We start from the raw sequence: 17502 nt of genomic DNA on the forward strand, positions 1-17502 counted from the left end.
AAAACTTAATGGTGCGCAATCGCCCGAATATTTGCGTCTGAGAATATAACGAGTCTGTTAATAATGTCTCGTTATTATTTTGATAAACAAGTATTTTTACGCGGATTCGAGGGATTCAAAAAAAAACGCTGCAAAGGCAGCGTTCTGTTTTTCTCTGGCTGAGAGGACGTTCGAGAGTAGCACTAGCTCGGGTTTTTACTTAAGACCCGGCGAGCTTCGCTATAACGCTTTTTCCAGTAGTCTTCATTAAGGCTGGAGATCATGACACCGCTACTGGTTGAGGCGTGAACAAAATTGTCATTGCCGAGGTAGATACCCACATGGCGACCAGTGGAGCCTGCACGAAACAGAACTAAATCACCTGGACGCAGTCTGGTGCGAGAAATTTCTTTACCCGTTCCCTGCTGCTCGGAGGTGGAGCGGGGAAGGTCTAAGCCAAACTGTTCGCGGAAAGTGCGCTGAACGAAAGCGGAACAATCAATACCACGCTTGGTATCACCGCCAAGACGGTAACGTACACCTTTCCAGCTTGCGTATTGCTCCATGATGCGCGACTTAACGTCGACGTTACGCACCATCTCTTCGAACTCATCCTGAGACGCTTGAAGTAAAAAACCATTCTGGTTGTTAACTTCATGATTCTCGTTTTTTACGGTGTTATGGGTACTGCTACAAGCTGAGAGAAGTGTTGCCAGCGCAAGAGCGGGCACTATCCGCCAGATATATCTCAGTATTGGTTGAGACTTGACCATTATACGGGTTTTCCTTCGAAGTCCTTACGACAAGATTGTCGCCAGCCAGATGACAAAACGGAATGAGATTAATAAGCCAGTCAGAACAAGACAATGCTTTAATTATAAAATTGTGTAAATCACCACATTTTACCGATGAAAGCGTGCTTAATACTGCTACTTCTTTCTCACTGCGACCGAGATTAACCGATTACAGAGGCCGTGGCGAGAGCTTTTAATCAAATTCTGATAGGTTTTTTTGATACTTATCAAACTTAAATAACTTGTTCACTTTATCAACAGTTATTCAGGGCTGATAACCTGAGGAAAGGGATGATCTGGCGCTAATTCCAGGCATAGTGTGGGTTAACAGAAGCACGGCAGCGCCGCGAGCGTTGCGGGCTGACGCTAAATGCTGGATTATCATAGGGTTCAGAAAAGGGATTTCTAGTTAGCTTGCTAATTATTTCATTCGGTTTTTTATAAATAAGGGCGGTTTATAATGTAAACATTATTCCGCCCGGGCTAATGAATTACTGTTGGGGTTTATTTTTACCCGGTAATTTGTGATAAAACCAATTAACCAGGTAATCACTTTCCGGGGTTAATAACCACCAACTCAATCCCACCAGCGTAACCGAAAGTGATCCAACGGCAATATCGGTAAACCAGTGTGCACCAGCCATTATGCGTGGAAGAGAAAACACCACCACAATGACCACGCTGACTAAAAATGTGCGAAAGCCAAAATAGCGCCACATAAATGCCGCGAAGATCATCAGCATCATGCCATGATCGCCTGGAAAACTGTCTTTAGACGCGTCTTTGGCTGGAATGCCGGTCAACTCACTGACGCGATGAACCCCTTCAAAAAACAGCGTTGGACTGGCGTGCTTCACCGGTAGCAAATGACCGGCCTGATTCAGGATGACGGCTGTCAGCAACATCGTAATGCCAATGGCCAGCATACGACGTCGGCCTGTCGGTGTTTCCCGTTGCCATAGCCACAGATAGAGCAAGCCCATTACCAGTAATGACACGGCGTCAAAACCGCGGAAGTTGGTAATCGCGACCAGCAGGGCAAAGCCCGGGTAATTAACCATCTCATTATTGAAAGCGAAGAAAATCCCTTTATCGATATCAAACCAAAACCCATGACCAGGTGGTAAATACCAGGAAAAAAACAGCATCATTCCCAGTGCATTCAGCAGCAGGATGGTGACAAGGCGTGTTGCGTGCATAATTCTGCCCTAATAAAAAATAACCGCCGACCTTAACCATGTCAGCTTAAACGAATCTTCAACAAAGCGGATTGTAGACTATTCCAGTCGGCAGATGAGGAATGAATCATCTCAACGCGGCTGTCTGGCGGGGTTGAACCCAGTATTTCAATATGAACGTCTTCTCCCTGACGGTTAATGCTGACGGCACCCTCCGCAATGCGCAGCACGCCTTTAACCCGATCGACAGGGGCAAGCCGCGCCCACTCCAGCAACGGCAGAGTATCAAACACCGTTTCATCATCAAAAATCCAGCCACAGGCAACATAACCCTGACCCTGATTGACCGCCCGACGCCAGGTTGCGTGCCCGTCGAGTCGCATTGCGGCAATACCACTGGCCGGGGCTGAGTGATGATGATGGTGGGCCGGATGCGGAATGGCGCGCGCTTTCCCTTGCGGCCTGTCGAGCAAAGCGAGGGGAATCTGACCAAACTCGGCAGTAACAAACTGACGATCGTCCTGGTGTGCGGCAAGCCACTGCTCAAGGCGCTGCCGATCGGCTTCGCTCCAGCGATCGCGTTTATTGCCGACAATAATGTCGGCGGCGGCCAGTTGATCGCGAAAGTTTTCATTTTTCGCCACGCGCTCATCTGCAAGTTGCCGTGCATCCAGCAGGGTAAGCGTTGCCTGCAGTTCGAGCCAGGGCTGATAAACCGGCGAGGTCAGCATCTGTAATAACTGGCGCGGATGGCCCAGTCCAGTGGGCTCAATCAGCAGGCGATCGGGTTTATTCTGCTTTAACAGTCGGTTTAACCCGACCTGCATGGGCAGTCCGTTGACGCAGCACATGCAACCGCCGGGTATCTCTTTCAGGATGGCACCGCTGTTGGCGAGTAACGCACCATCAATACCAACTTCACCGAATTCATTCACCAGCACAGCCCAGTTTTCCTCTTCGGGCTTATGCGCTAACAGATGAAGCAGCGTGGTGGTTTTACCACTGCCCAGAAATCCGGTAAGAAGGTTAACGCGCGTCATGCCAGCGGCTCCTGCAGAATAAAAAAGGTAATGTTGTTATATTATAACATTATTCAGCCGCCAGCCTGTAGCGCAGGCAATTAGTCTGCGCGCCCCATATAGCGACGTTCTGCCACATGGATTCGGATGCGATCACCGTTGCTGAGGTACTCCGGTACCTGAACAACTAAACCGGTACTCATCCCGGCAGGTTTGGTGCGGGCACTGGCTGACGCGCCTTTAATACCGGGCGAGGTATCCACAATGTCCATGTCCACGGTTTGTGGTAATTCCAGCGCCAGAACCTGTCCGTCCATAGTAAGAACCTGAATGCCGGGAATGCCACCTTCCGGAATGAACAGCAGCTCTTCTTCTATTTGCTCTTTTTTGAAGGCGTAAGGCGTGTAATCCTCATCGTCCATAAAGACGTATTCATCACCGTCAATATAGGAGAAGGTGACGCTGCGGCGGCTCAGAGAGATAGCCTCGATAATCTCGTCGCCTTTAAAGCGTTCTTCGACCTTCATCCCGGTGCGGACATCGGTAAAGCGCATTTTATAAAGCGTTGCCGCGCCGCGCGCGCTGGGGCTCTGGACGTCAATATCCTTGACCAGCAGCAGTTTTCCATTGTGGGTAACGGCCATTCCTTTTTTAATTTCATTCGCTTTTGGCATTGCTGTTCTCACTCGCAAAGTAATAGTGCGCGCAACGTTACTCGCGCGCCTCTTAACAGGCAAGATAGCGCGAAAAATTTTGTTGTCGATAGTGAGTGGCAGGGCAGAACAGGCCGGTTTTATGAGTAGATAAGCCAGGTTTTACGAGGTCTTCCCCTTGCAACGGCGATTTCAGCACAAACCGCAATGCCGTTCGCTTAGGCGTTAACCTCTTTTTCTGTAAAAGTGATGTCGGGGTAATCCCCATTCTGTTATCGTCCGCGGTTTACCCTATCCCGGATGTGAAAGATGGAATGTCGTACAGATTGCGGTGCCTGTTGTATCGCCCCCAGCATTTCCTCGCCCATTCCTGGCATGCCTCAGGGTAAACCCGCTAATACGCGCTGCATTCAGCTTGCGGATAATAACCTCTGCAAAATTTTTGCATCTCCCCTGCGGCCAGACGTGTGTGCGGGACTTCAGCCATCGGTTGAGATGTGCGGCAGCAATCGTCATTACGCCATGGAATATCTGATTCACCTTGAGCAGAGCACCGCGCCATAACCTTTTTCGGCCTCCCTGTTGTTGAGCTATCACCGCGCGTTTGGTTTTTCCTTCTGTCCGTCCCAAAATCAGGCTGTTAACGATGCGCTGACCAGGCTCTCGGTGGCGCATGGCCAAAACCGGATGATGGCGATGTAACTGACTTCATTATCGGTGTGCTGTTGCCTGGTTAAGGGGATAACTCTTCAAGCGACTTTTCTTTGGTTTCAATCGCGAACAGCAGGGTGATCACGCCACCGATCAGGGCAATGACGGCAAACGTGATAAAAACAAATCTGATCCCAAAGCCAGACACAATAAACCCCACCATTAATGGCCCAACAGATGACCCGGCGCGTAGCCAGGCGCTGGAAAAGGCAGTACCTGTCGCCCGAAGCCGGGTCGGATAGAGTTCGGCAGAATAGAGATAAAGTGAGAAGGCGATAGTTTGCAAAATGGCATAGGCCATGCTGCCAAAGATCAGTATCTGCCAGGGCGCATTAGCCCCTAATACACACAGCACGATGAGCGGAATAATGGCCAGCATAAATGCCCAGCTGTACCAGCGCTTACGCCCTACGTGATCGATTTTAAAGGCACAAATTACAGAGGCAATGACGCCGCAGGCCGAGGTGATCCACCCATAGGCCAGGCTGGTTTCTAACGGCAGGTGGAACAGGGTTTTATACATGGTTGGAAACCAGGTAACCATACCGTTATTGATGGTATAAACCGTCAACCACAAACCCCACAGCATAAACGTCCGGGATTTGTAGATACCTGAGAACAGGGCTTTCACCCCGCTGGATGACGCGGGTATCACCGTTACAGGTTTAATGACGGGCTCGGGTAATGGCATACCACGACGTACAGCTTCTGCCTCGAAGGACTGGACAACTTTTTCAGCCTGTTGATGGCGGCCTTTAGAGACTAACCAGCGCGGAGATTCCGGCATTAACCAGCGCAAAGGTGCCGCCAGGGCTGAGGGGATCAGGCCAATGAGAAACATGATTTTCCAGCCATAAAACGGTACCAGAAAGAACCCGATAAGACCGGCACACATCATGCCAACCGGAAAGATAACTTCATACAGCAGAAAAAAACGGCCGCGTTTCTTTGCACCGACAAACTCGTTGATATAGGCACTGGCGACCGGGACCTCTGCACCAATTCCCAGCCCCTGCAAAAAACGGATAACCAGAATCGACCAGCCGTTCCAGGCAAACAGGCAGGCGGCATCCATGATGACAAACATAATGATGGTGATACGCAAAACACCAATCCTGCCAATTTTCTCTGCCAGCGTGCCAAAAAAGAGTGCACCTACCAGTTGCCCGATATAGCTTGCTGCAATGATCAGACCGACAAATGTCGGCGTGAGTCCCCATTCCTGCGTCAGCTGTGGCAGGGCAAACGCGATAGCAATAATGGTATAGGCATCAAAAAAAGTGGACAGCCCCACCACAACACGAATAGCCATTAACCGGCGTGTGATGGGCAATCGCTCAAGCCGCGCCAGTAATACAGATGAATCGGCGGGACTGGCGTGGGAAGCGATAACCTGAGTTGACATAGTGACACCCTGTTTAGTGATGGATAGGGGGCAAACGTGCAAGACAACGACCGTGCCGGAGCCATACGTTTACCGCCCACTCACTGATGGTTATTGCATAAAAAAATATGCAAATTGATAATATGAAAACGTTAATGCAATCGTTTTCATATGGGTTATCGTTGGTTTAATATTCTGCTGCGTCAATCAAGCGGCGTAGTTAATTGTTAACGAGTTCACATTCCTCTCTCAGGCAATCAAAAAAGCGTGAATCAGGTCATACTCTTTCTCATTGAGTTTGCGGACAGGCTACGGCGGGGGAGAACTATAAGAGCGTAATGGCTGAAAATGGCACCCTGTGAGCGTTAAGAGAAGGATAAGTGCGGCCCCCAGGCAGTGCATGTTAACCGCGTATCCCGTTGTTATCGCGTCTGTTGTATATTGTTGCCGTCTGCAGATGGATCTTTGCCACCCACATTAATCCCCGGAGTGATATATGGATCAGGAAAGCCAGGAAAAGGAACAGTCGGATAAAAGGCTGATAACGATGCGTGATGTTGCCAATGCCGCAGGCGTAAGCATTTCAACCGTATCGCGAATTCTGGATGAAAGGCTTCCACAGTCAAAAAGCGCGTCAGCTGAAAAAGTTCGCCAGGTTGCTCGTGAACTTGGCTATCGGCGCGATTATGTTGCCTCCAGCCTGCGAAGGGGCGACACCGGTACGCTTGGTGTACTGGTTCCCCGCATGACGGATGCGGTGACGGCGATGTTGTTTGAGGCTATCGCCACTGCTGCCTCACGACGCGGCTACTTTGCCATCGTGGCGACCTGTGGTGACGACCCGCAACAGGAAAAAGCGTCCGCTGAATCCTTACTGGACAGACGCGTCGACGGACTGATTCTTTCAACCTGCCGTCTGGGCGATCCGCTTCCCCAGACGCTGCGGGAACGTGAAATACCGCACGTACTGGTATTGCGCACCGACGGCGTAAGCCCCTCTTCCGTGGGTGATGACGAAATGGGCGGCTACCTTGCCGCGCGCCATCTGATCGATTTAGGCCATAAAAAAATCGGTATGATTGGTGGGCCGGATTTTGCCTCCAATGCGTTGAATCGTCGTAAAGGTTTTGAACGGGCAATGAAGGAAGCCGGTTTGTCTGTTCGACCAGAGTGGTGTCGTTCCTCTGACTTTAATATCCAGTCGGGCGAAGAGGTGGGGTCGTCGATGTTAAACCATTCCTCGCGGCCTACAGCGATTTTTGCCGTCAATGACGAGATTGCGATTGGCGTGATGGCGGCGGCGCATCATGCAGGGATCACCATTGGTAAAGAGTTGTCACTGGTAGGATATAACGATATTCCTCTCGTCAGCCGGTTGCCTGTCGCCTTAACCTCAGTGCGTACGCCACTGGAACATATTGCAGGTAATGCCGTGGATATGCTCATCAATGGCAGGAATGAGCCGCATTTATCGACCATTATTCCCACGTTAATCCCGCGAAAATCCACCGCTTCCCCTCATCAGTAACCGTCTGACCAATGACTGCATTGCGAGTGTAATGCGGTCATGAACCCTCTGCGATCTGGATCGCAGACAATGAATTTCTCCCTGGATGTTTTGTGATGGCTGCCGCACTTATTAACAGTTGCCGGTTGACGCGATGAGATTACATTGCGAATTTAACTTACGTGAAAACGATTGCAGTAACGTTTGCATTTATTTTTCATCCTGACTGTACTTATGAGTAAATGTCTATTACATCAAGGAGTTAATTATGATTAATATCGACCTCAGAGGCTTAACCCCAGCACCCGTTACCCCATTCACTCGCGAAGGAAAAGTCGATTTTGACGCTATTCAACGTCTGGGCAGCTGGCTGGGAAGTATTGACGGCGTAAAAGGGCTGGTGGTCCTGGGGCACGCAGGTGAGGGCACGTTTCTGACCCAGGATGAGCAGGCCGACGTCATTCGGGCATTTGTAAAATCCGTTGAAGGCAAGATCCCCGTCATTGCCGGTATTACTGGGGAAGGAACTGAAGTGGCGGCACGTGAGGCAAAACGCGCTGTTGAGGCGGGGGCGGCTGCCGGTTTACTTTATCCTTCACACGGCTGGTTGCGTTTTGGTTATCAGGACGGCGCGCCACAGGATCGCTATCGCGTCGTTTATGAAGAGAGTGGCTTGCCGCTTATCTTATTCCAGTATCCCGACGTCACTAAAGCCACCTATAACCTGAAAACACTGCTGGATATTTCCGCTCAGCCGGGCGTGTTTGCGATGAAAAATGGTGTACGCAACATGCGTCGTTGGGATACTGAAATTCCTGTCATCCGCCGTGAACGTCCCGATCTTCAGATTCTGACCTGCCATGATGAATATCTGCTGCATACCATTTTTGATGTTGATGGCTTTTTGGTGGGCTACGGCAATATTGCACCTGAGCCACTGATTGAAATGATCAATGCCGGTAAAGCGCAGGATTATAAGACAGCCCGTGCATTACATGACCGACTGATGCCTGTGACTAAAGCGGTGTACCATCGTGGTTCACATATGGAAGGCACCGTCGCACTTAAACATGCGCTGGTTGCGCGTGGCATTCTGGAACATGCCACTGTCCGTTCACCGCTGTTACCGCTGGGTGAAGGCGCGGCAGAAGAGATTCACGCGGCAATGCGTGCTGCTGAGCTGGGTCGGGTGAAATAAAACGGGCGAGTCTGGCAGGCAGGACGCATCAATGTGGGAACTGCCTGTCGTAACGACGTAGCGCGATTCAACGTATTTCTCTGAGATGTCCCGGTCTGCTTACCGGCAGGCATCCAGAGAAATAATAAATCAACGCAAAAAGAATTTACGCCCCTAAGTGCACCCGATGCGCAGAAAACGGTTATTAAGCCGTGTTCCATTTCTCTGTAGGACATATCGACAAATAGCCTGATACAGCCTTGCGCGGGGAAATGAAGCCTGTACCCGTATTGAGTGTGGGCGGTAGCTGTGTAAAACGCAGTCAGAAGGAATGGAATCATGCTAATACTACAGTTTATGACCGTGCTTTTTTTCCTGTTTTTAGGCATGCGTATTGGCGGTATCGGTGTGGGGTTTGCAGGCGGAGCGGGAGTATTAATGTTGTGCGCGTTGGGTGCCACACCTGGCGACCTGCCGATGCTGGTAATGATATTTATCATGGTGGTGATTGTCGCCATCTCGGCCATGCAGCAGGCAGGAGGCATTGATTATCTGGTGCAACTGACCGAGCGTGCCTTACGCCGTTATCCACGGCTGTTGGTGATTACGGCGCCGCTCTCAACCTGGTTATTGACCATGATGGCCAGTACTGGGCAGGTATCTTTTGCCTGTATGCCCGTGATTGTGGCAGTAGCCAAAGATAATCATCTTCGTCCAACCCGCGCATTAGCGCTTTCTGTCGCCGCATCGTTACTTGGCATTGTGGCATCACCCATTTCGGCAGCCGTGATTTTTTTCGCTGGTATTCTGGAACAGGGGCCGCACGGCTGGGGCTATATAGAACTGATTGCCGTGACCATTCCTGCCACCTTCATGGCGCTCTTATGTACCGCATTGTTTTACCTGTGGTGGGATCGCTTACGTCACACTGACCAGCTTGAACATCAGGATAATGCGGTGAAAACCGTGCAGCTTACGCATTCCGCTATTCACGGCAGACGTTCGGTTCTGATTTTTATTATTGGCCTGGTGACGGTGCTGATTTATGCCATTATCAGCAGCCCCAAACTGGAAATCATTACTCGCCCCGTGCTCAATAGCGGACAGGCGCGCATTGCCGTGATGTTAGCGGTGGCAATGGCTATCGTCATGTTATGTCGGGTGAATGTGCATACGATTCCGGGGTCATCGGTGTTTAAAACCGGTATGACGTCTTGTATCTGTATACTTGGCGTGGCCTGGCTGGGTTCCACGTTTATGGAGAGCAATCGCCTGTGGTTAGAGGATATGGCCGCGCGCTATTTTCTGGATTCCACAGTGTTACTGGCACTGATTATCGTACTGGCATCATGTTTTCTCTATTCTCAGGCGGCATCGACCAAAATTCTGTTTCCGATGGCCTTGAGCATGGGCATTGCGCCCGCCACACTTGTCATCTGTTTTCCGGCAACCGCGTCCCTGTTTATCTTGCCTAACTATCCCACGTTGCTGGCCGCCGTTGCGCTGGATGATACCGGCTCCACTCGTCTGGGCCGACGAGTAATCGATCACCCGTTTATTTTGCCAGGTTTACTGGCCACCGGCTTGTCGATGCTTTTTGCCGCTGGTTTAGCCATGCTGTTCTAACCTTTAGCCTCATCCTGGGGATTAACGTGCGGTCCATGCTGTTGTGCACGTGCGGATGGCCTATCACTGTCGGGCAAGGTGCCTTCCTGAGCTTAAGGTGACTGTGTTTGCGGCGTCAGCTGACGCTGCTGAAATCCTTCTGAAAAGACTGACCTTGTGTCGTCCAGACTTCAGCACTATTTTTAAGATAATTTCCCAACCTCTCTGAATTGTGCGTAACGTCAAAGATCTGTTATGTCGTTTACGCATTTTCTTGCCTGTAAAGCCAAGCTGAATAACAATCCCTGAAACGTTTCAGCGTTGCTGTAACAACCTTCACGGGTTCAAACAGCAAGTTCCAACACCAATGAGCTGAAACGATTCAATCAGCAAGCGAGGAGAATTATGTTCCAGCTCGAATTGCAGGCCATCCATAACGGAGCCAGCGCCCAAAACAAAGAAGATGCGATTCGTCAGGTTGCGGCGGCACTTACCGCTGCAGGTAACGTGGCGGAAGGTTACGTCAATGGCATGCTGGCGCGTGAGCAGCAAACCTCAACCTTTTTGGGTAATGGTATCGCCATTCCTCATGGCACCACCGACACGCGCGATCTGGTGCTGAAAACCGGCGTTCAGGTCTTCCAGTTTCCACAGGGAATTGCCTGGGGTGACGATCAAACTGCCTATGTCGCGATTGGCATTGCCGCGAAATCGGATGAACACCTGGCGTTGCTGCGCCAGCTGACCCATGTACTCAGCGACGACAGCATTGCTGAACAGCTCAAAACCGCCTCCGCCGAGGATCTTCGTGCGTTGCTGATGGGTGAGAAGCAATCAGCAGAATTCAGCTTCGATACATCGTTAATTACGCTGGACGTTAACGCACGCGACCTGATGACATTGCAGGCACTCAATGCCGGACGCTTACAGGCCGCTGGCGTGGTCGATGCCAGCTATGTTGCCGACGTGGTGTCAGGCAATCCCGTAAGCCTGGGTCAGGGTATTTGGTTAAGTGACAGCGGCAAGGGCAATCTGCAAAGCGGAGTGGCCGTCAGCCGCGCGGCGAATGCCTTCGAGCATCAGGGTGAATCCGTGGCGATGTTAGTAAGCGTGGCCGCTGTTGATGAACGACCATTAGAGGTCCTGGGCTATCTGAGCGCACTGTTACAGAACAACAAAGCCGACCGTTTGCTGAAAGCGGATGCAGCAGGCGTTTATGCCCTGCTGACCAGCGAAGTTGACGAGCAGGCAGATCAGCTGACGGCTGAGTTTACTATCCGCAATGAGCATGGCCTGCATGCGCGCCCGGGTACGGCGCTGGTGAGCGTGATCAAACAGTTTAATAGCGACATCACGATTACCAACCTTGATGGCAGCGGTAAACCGGCAAACGGACGCAGCCTGATGAAGGTCGTCGCGCTGGGCGTGAAAAAAGGCCACCGCCTGCGTTTCACTGCCAGTGGTGAAGATGCACAGCAGGCGCTTAATGCCATTGAAGAAGCCATTAACAGTGGTTTAGGTGAGGGGGCGGCATGACCAGACGTGTTGCAACCATCACGTTGAATCCTGCGTATGATTTAGTTGGTTTTACGCCCGAAATTGAACGTGGCGAAGTCAATCTGGTGAAAACCACCGGTTTGCATGCTGCCGGTAAAGGCATCAACGTTGCCAAGGTCCTGAAAGATCTGGGCATCGACGTGACCGTTGGCGGTTTTCTCGGCAAAGACAATCAGGATGGCTTTCAGCAACTCTTCAGTGAGTTGGGTATCGCCAACCGTTTTCAGGTCGTCAATGGTCGTACGCGCATCAACGTCAAGCTTACCGAGCAAACCGGTGATGTGACCGATCTTAACTTTTCTGGCTTCCAGGTCACGGCGCAGGACTGGGATCGCTTCACCAGCGATTCATTAACCTGGCTGGGTCAGTTTGACATGGTCTGCGTGAGCGGCAGTCTGCCTGAAGGCGTCGATCCCGATGCCTTTACTCGCTGGATGACTGAACTGCGTACGCATTGTCCTTGCATCATCTTTGACAGCAGTCGCGAAGCGCTGGTGGCAGGCCTGAAGGCTGCGCCCTGGCTGGTTAAACCTAATCGTCGCGAGCTGGAAATCTGGGCAGGGCGCAAACTCCCTGCGCTCCAGGACGTGATTGACGCAGCGCATGAGTTGCGTGAGCAGGGCATTGCACATGTGGTGATTTCTCTGGGCGCAGAAGGCGCACTTTGGGTCAATGCCTCAGGTGAATGGATTGCTAAACCGCCGGTGTGCGAGGTTGTCAGCACCGTTGGCGCAGGTGACTCCATGGTAGGTGGCCTGATTTATGGCCTGTTAATGCGTGAATCCAGTGAACATACGTTACGTCTGGCTACTGCGGTAGCCGCGATGGCTGTCAGCCAGAGCAACGTCGGCGTTACTGATCGTACCCAGTTGGCCGCAATGATGGCGCGCGTCGACTTACAACCCGTTAACTGACAGCAGGAGAGCGATAGTGAAAACGCTGCTGATAAAAGATCCTTCAACAGGACTGGCTTCTGCCTACATGGCAAAACAACGCCTGGCTGCTGCGGCTGCGCAGGCTGGTTTAACACTAACCGAAAACCCGGCAGAGGCCGAGCTGGTGATCGTCACAGGTAAAACTGTGCCGGATGATGCCGCGCTGAACGGAAAGTCCGTTTGGCTGGGTGATGTACAACAGGCGGTCAGCGAACCTGAACAGTTCCTGAATCGTGCTAAGGCTGAAGCTAAGCCCTGGCAAGCCAGCGCGGCAGCACCTGCCGCGGCTGTTGCCTCTACCGCTGCGCCAGCGAATGGACCAAAACGCGTCGTTGCCGTGACCGCTTGCCCAACGGGCGTCGCGCATACCTTTATGGCGGCCGAGGCTATTCAGACCGAAGCCACCAAACGTGGCTGGTGGGTAAAAGTGGAAACCCGCGGCTCTGTTGGCGCGGGTAACGCGATTACGCCTGAAGAAGTTGCCGCAGCCGATCTGGTGATTGTGGCAGCGGATATCGAAGTGGATCTGGCAAAATTTGCGGGTAAACCGATGTATCGCACCTCAACCGGTCTGGCGCTGAAAAAGACTGCACAGGAGCTGGATAAAGCGGTTGCAGAAGCGAAGCCTTACCAACCTTCTGGCTCGCAAAACAGTCAGCAGGAAGAGAAGAAAGAGGGCGGCGCGGGCGCTTACCGTCACCTGTTGACCGGCGTATCTTACATGCTGCCAATGGTTGTGGCGGGCGGCTTAAGTATCGCACTGTCGTTTGCTTTTGGTATCACGGCCTTTAAAGAGCCGGGTACTCTGGCGGCGGCGCTGATGCAAATCGGTGGCGGCAGTGCATTTGCACTGATGGTTCCGGTTCTGGCAGGCTTTATTGCTTTCTCTATCGCGGATCGTCCGGGTCTGACGCCTGGACTGATTGGCGGTATGATCGCCACCAGCATTAACGCGGGCTTCCTTGGCGGTATTATCGCAGGCTTTATCGCAGGTTACGCTGCCAGGCTGATTAGCGGTAAAGTGAAGCTGCCACAAAGTATGGAGGCGTTGAAGCCCATCCTGATTATTCCGCTGTTTGCCAGCCTGATCACCGGTTTACTGATGATCTATGTGGTAGGTAAACCGGTCGCGGGCATCATGAGTGCTTTGACCAGCTGGCTGGCTAATATGGGTACCGCCAATGCGATCCTGTTAGGTGCTATCCTGGGTGGCATGATGTGTACCGACATGGGCGGTCCGGTTAACAAAGTGGCTTATGCGTTTGGCGTTGGGCTGCTGAGTTCACAAACCTACGCGCCGATGGCAGCGATTATGGCGGCCGGTATGGTGCCACCGCTGGCCATGGGTCTGGCTACGCTGGTTGCGCGTCGTAAATTTAATAAAGGTCAGCAGGAAGGCGGTAAAGCCGCGCTGGTTCTGGGGCTGTGCTTTATTTCAGAAGGTGCGATTCCTTTTGCGGCTCGTGATCCCATGCGCGTTCTGCCATGCTGTATCGTCGGTGGTGCGGTGACGGGTGCAGTTTCGATGGCGATTGGTGCCAAACTGATGGCACCGCACGGCGGCCTGTTCGTGCTGCTCATCCCTGGTGCGATTACCCCAGTGCTCGGTTATCTGATGGCGATTTTGATTGGTACAGCGATTGCCGGATTAGGTTATGCGGTACTGAAGCGTCCTGAAGAAGAGCTGGCAAAAGCCTGATAGTTAAGTTAAAAACGAAAAAGGAGCCGCAAGGCTCCTTTTTTTAACGTTGCTCTGACTTGAGCCAGGCGATTTCATCTTTCCAGATATCCGGATTAATGGTTTCCAGAATCAGCGGGATGCCATCAAAACGCGCATCTTTCATAATCCAGCTAAACACGGTTTTACCGATATTCCCCTCACCCAGACTGTGATGACGGTCAACCCGGCTGCCCAGCGTGCTCTTGGCATCGTTCAGGTGCATCCCGCGAAGATAGTTAAAACCCACAATGCGATCGAATTCAGCAAAGGTTTCGGTGCAGGCGGCTTCGCTGCACAGATCGTAACCGCCCGCAAAAGCATGGCAGGTATCAATGCAAACCCCTACGCGGGATTTGTCTTCAACATGTTCAATAATGGTTGCCAGGTGCTCAAAGCGGAAGCCGAGATTACTGCCCTGACCGGCGGTATTTTCGATAACGGCGGTGACGCTGTGGGTTTGATCCAGGGCGATATTGATTGACTCAGCGATGCGTTTTAAACAGCTCAGCTCATCGATCTGCTGTAGATGGCTGCCCGGATGAAAATTCAACAACGTCAGACCCAGCTGTTCCGCGCGTTGCATCTCATCAAGAAACGCATCGCGGGATTTTTGTAACGCTTCCATGACGGGATGACCCAGATTGATCAAATAGCTGTCATGCGGCAGAATCTGGCCCGGCGCAAACTGGTATTTCTCGCAGGCAGCGCGGAAGGCCGCAATTGTGTCATCTGACAGCGGGGCCGCTTTCCACTGACGCTGATTTTTAGTGAACAGCGCAAAAGCCGTGGCTTCCAGTTCATGGGCGCGGATCACCGCCTGATCCACGCCACCCGATGCGCTGACGTGCGCGCCAATATACTTCATGCCGTTCTCCTGAAGGATTTAACTCAGATTTAACGGCATGATACACGATGGCGCGATGGCAAAGCGCGGTGCGCAGGAAATTTTTAGCCAGGTCAGGAGCGGTTTAGACCGGGAGAACAGCCGGGCTGGGAAGCGCGCGTTCCTGACAGCCATTAACGCGAGAACGCGCTCAGAGAGGGGATTGGGCAAGGGGAAATCAGCCGTTGCCCCATGGCGCATGTGTGTCAGAAGTCAGAAGAAGGCAGAGGATTAATGGCGGAGTTTCGCTAACTCCTCTTCGGTCAGGCCGGTCATTTTGATCACGGTAGGGCGGTCAAGACCGTTATTTAACATGGTCTGGGCAATCTTCAGCGCTTCTTCCTTCCTGCCTTTTACAATGCCTTTTTCGATGCCTTTTTGTTCCAGCTGTTCTGCAATGGTCATCAGAGCCTCTCCGTGTTGCGGCACCCGCTGTGCCAGCTTATGAACAAAGGCGTGCGCATCCGACGCTTCGCCCACCTGTATCATGTAGTTTACCAGCGATATTACCTGCGATGAAGAGAGATATTCGTTCAGGAGAAGGGTGACCAGCCTGTCCATCAGCGCCGTCAGGTTACGCTGGTGGATATGCTTCTGCAGCAATGTTAAAGCGGCCATGCTGCGATGGTGCGCAATCTCGTCGTCCGGGATAATTGTTACGTCAACCAACGGGAAAGCCGTTGTATACAGCGCCCGCGCGATGTCTGGGTTGGCAAATTCGTCCAGCCAGCAGAGGGAATACGGATAGGGGCTGCGTTTACCGGTGTAGAACAACATTGGGATAACCAACGGCAGTGTTTTATGCCCGGCCTGCAGGTGACGGTGCATAGCGGCAACCGCATAGCGCATCAATCTAAAGGCCATGTGTTTATCCGGACCTGACTGATGCTCGATAAGCACATGGATATAGCCTTTGCCGGATGAGGTTTTGAGGCTGTACAGCACATCGCTGAAGTACTGCCGCAGGTCATCTTCGACAAACGAACCTGATTCCAGTTGCAGAGTAGAAAGATCGCAGAGCACGCGTAACGATGGCGGCAGATGGATCGCCATAAAATCCCGGGCAATGTCTGGCTGTGTCAGAAACTGCCGAAACAGAGCATCGTGAGGCGTAGGCGTGGTATTTTTTATCTTCATGAGTCCCGGCTCGTAAACATCCACCGGCGTAAAATAAAGCAGCCAGGAACGTTCACCTAACAGCAGCAGGGTAATGTTCGGCACGTCTCGCAAAACCGTCGCCATTGTGTCAAGCCCGCGCCGAAGCACCGGGATAACCGGCTCGGCGTCGAGCCGGTCAGAGACTTCCATGTTCGCGCGCTCAGGCCATAAAATGTTGAACCAGCAGATTAATACTGCCGCCGCCAACAATCAGCCAGCTGAATACCAGCGCCCCCAACAGCACGGGCTTAAATCCGGCTGCGCGCAGGGCAGTAAAGCGAGTGGTTAAACCCAGAGCCGCCATGGCCATGGTCAACAGTATTCCACCGATGGTATTGAGCGCGTTAACCCACCCGGCAGGCAACCAGTGCAGAGAATTGAACAGGGCGACAGCGACGAATAGCAACGCAAACCACGGAAAGGTGATGGGCTGCGCCCTGTGCTGTGTTGCCTGTTCACGTCGAAGCACACCGCTCAGCAACAGTAAAAAGGGGGCCAGCATCATCACCCGTAGCATTTTCGCAATGACCGCACTGCTTTCGGTTTCTGGCGCAATACTGTGCCCGGCGGCAACCACCTGAGCCACTTCGTGGATCGTTGAACCGGTAAACACACCAAACTGGGTAAGACTCACCGTGGGGAAAAGATGATGAACCAGTGGCCACAGTAGGGGATAAATAAAGATTGCCAGGGTGCCAAACAGCACCACGGTTGCCACGGCGACCGCCACCTTTGACGGGGCCGCTTTTAAGACCGGCTCCGTGGCCAGCACGGCCGCTGCGCCACAAATACTGCTGCCTGCACCGATTAACCACACGGTGTCACGATCCAGCTTCAGCAGGCGTCTTCCCAGCAGACAGGTCATAAAAAATGTGCTGCTGAGCGTCAACACATCAATGAGTACGCCGCTCAGGCCGACATCCGTAATTTGCTGTAAGGTGATGCGGAATCCGAACAGAATGACGCCCAACCTGAGCAATTTTTGTTTTGCCAGCAGCACCCCTGCATCACATTGACCGGCCACGGGTGAATACACCGTGTTACCGATAATGATGCCGAGCATAATGGCCAGGGTTAATGAACCCAGTCCCAGACGCGAGACGGCCGGCACCTGATCCAGCAGGGCGGTGACGGCGGCAATCGTACCGCATAACAACAGGCCCGGCAGCCATTGCTGCACGGGATGAGATTTAGAAATGCTGATGTCGGCCATGATTACGCTCCTGGTTGAGTACGCATCAT

15 protein-coding genes are annotated in these 17502 nt (G+C 52.3%); 7 read left to right on the top strand and 8 right to left on the bottom strand.

Annotation, left to right across the window (positions count from 1 at the left end; genetic code table 11):
- Window positions 1–182: 182 nt before the first annotated feature.
- From mepS to yeiP, 4 genes are all read right to left on the bottom strand, one after another.
- On the bottom strand, window positions 183–752 hold the full coding sequence (gene mepS, locus QNH99_RS07965; protein ID WP_063880235.1) for a bifunctional murein DD-endopeptidase/murein LD-carboxypeptidase: 570 nt from the start codon (window positions 750–752) through the stop codon (window positions 183–185).
- A gap of 512 nt (window positions 753–1264) precedes the next feature.
- On the bottom strand, window positions 1265–1972 hold the full coding sequence (locus QNH99_RS07970; protein ID WP_410517524.1) for a phosphatase PAP2 family protein: 708 nt from the start codon (window positions 1970–1972) through the stop codon (window positions 1265–1267).
- A 41-nt stretch (window positions 1973–2013) separates the two neighbouring features.
- Window positions 2014–2991 carry a CobW family GTP-binding protein gene (locus QNH99_RS07975; protein WP_145394172.1) on the bottom strand — a complete coding sequence of 326 codons (978 nt, stop codon included), beginning with the start codon at window positions 2989–2991 and terminating at the stop codon, window positions 2014–2016.
- An 80-nt stretch (window positions 2992–3071) separates the two neighbouring features.
- Window positions 3072–3644 (bottom strand): elongation factor P-like protein YeiP, encoded by a 573-nt coding sequence (gene yeiP, locus QNH99_RS07980; protein ID WP_063880232.1) that lies wholly within the window; start codon window positions 3642–3644, stop codon window positions 3072–3074.
- A 288-nt stretch (window positions 3645–3932) separates the two neighbouring features.
- Between yeiP and QNH99_RS07985 the strand changes: the two genes are divergently transcribed.
- Window positions 3933–4187: a YkgJ family cysteine cluster protein gene (locus QNH99_RS07985; RefSeq protein ID WP_096010852.1), complete on the top strand. Its 255-nt coding sequence runs from the start codon at window positions 3933–3935 to the stop codon at window positions 4185–4187.
- Between the two features lie 169 nt (window positions 4188–4356).
- Here the strand turns inward: QNH99_RS07985 and QNH99_RS07990 are convergent, their stop codons facing one another.
- Window positions 4357–5739 (bottom strand): MFS transporter, encoded by a 1383-nt coding sequence (locus tag QNH99_RS07990; RefSeq protein WP_410517525.1) that lies wholly within the window; start codon window positions 5737–5739, stop codon window positions 4357–4359.
- 475 nt (window positions 5740–6214) lie between these two features.
- On the opposite strand from QNH99_RS07990, the gene QNH99_RS07995 reads away from it, so the two are divergent.
- The 6 genes from QNH99_RS07995 (at window position 6215) to fruA (ending at window position 14198) form a co-directional block, all read left to right on the top strand.
- Window positions 6215–7246, top strand: coding sequence for a LacI family DNA-binding transcriptional regulator (locus tag QNH99_RS07995; RefSeq protein WP_109717381.1), 1032 nt, complete (start codon window positions 6215–6217; stop codon window positions 7244–7246).
- A 247-nt stretch (window positions 7247–7493) separates the two neighbouring features.
- Complete coding sequence (locus QNH99_RS08000; protein ID WP_208625005.1) at window positions 7494–8423, top strand: dihydrodipicolinate synthase family protein; 930 nt, start codon at window positions 7494–7496, stop codon at window positions 8421–8423.
- Between the two features lie 318 nt (window positions 8424–8741).
- Entirely contained in the window at window positions 8742–10028 is a 1287-nt protein-coding gene (locus tag QNH99_RS08005; protein WP_410516242.1) for an anaerobic C4-dicarboxylate transporter family protein, read from the top strand.
- 384 nt (window positions 10029–10412) lie between these two features.
- Window positions 10413–11543 carry a fused PTS fructose transporter subunit IIA/HPr protein gene (gene fruB / locus QNH99_RS08010; RefSeq protein ID WP_410517526.1) on the top strand — a complete coding sequence of 377 codons (1131 nt, stop codon included), beginning with the start codon at window positions 10413–10415 and terminating at the stop codon, window positions 11541–11543.
- Window positions 11540–12478: a 1-phosphofructokinase gene (gene fruK, locus QNH99_RS08015; RefSeq protein WP_063880225.1), complete on the top strand. Its 939-nt coding sequence runs from the start codon at window positions 11540–11542 to the stop codon at window positions 12476–12478. The genes fruB and fruK overlap by 4 nt, the downstream gene beginning before the upstream one ends.
- Before the next feature lie 16 nt (window positions 12479–12494).
- Window positions 12495–14198 carry a PTS fructose transporter subunit IIBC gene (fruA, locus tag QNH99_RS08020; RefSeq protein WP_241567705.1) on the top strand — a complete coding sequence of 568 codons (1704 nt, stop codon included), beginning with the start codon at window positions 12495–12497 and terminating at the stop codon, window positions 14196–14198.
- Window positions 14199–14241: 43 nt separating this feature from the next.
- On the opposite strand, the gene nfo is transcribed toward fruA, so the two are convergent.
- The 3 genes from nfo to QNH99_RS08035 form a co-directional block, all read right to left on the bottom strand.
- The gene (nfo, locus tag QNH99_RS08025; RefSeq protein ID WP_063880223.1) at window positions 14242–15084 is read right to left on the bottom strand and encodes a deoxyribonuclease IV; all 843 of its coding nucleotides are present in this window, start codon (window positions 15082–15084) and stop codon (window positions 14242–14244) included.
- Window positions 15085–15333: 249 nt separating this feature from the next.
- Window positions 15334–16239: an Rpn family recombination-promoting nuclease/putative transposase gene (locus QNH99_RS08030; protein WP_410517663.1), complete on the bottom strand. Its 906-nt coding sequence runs from the start codon at window positions 16237–16239 to the stop codon at window positions 15334–15336.
- 181 nt (window positions 16240–16420) lie between these two features.
- On the bottom strand, window positions 16421–17473 hold the full coding sequence (locus QNH99_RS08035; RefSeq protein WP_410517527.1) for a YeiH family protein: 1053 nt from the start codon (window positions 17471–17473) through the stop codon (window positions 16421–16423).
- Window positions 17474–17502: the final 29 nt, after the last annotated feature.

The sequence above is a fragment of the Pantoea allii genome (genome assembly GCF_046529425.1).
GTDB lineage: Bacteria > Pseudomonadota > Gammaproteobacteria > Enterobacterales > Enterobacteriaceae > Pantoea > Pantoea allii.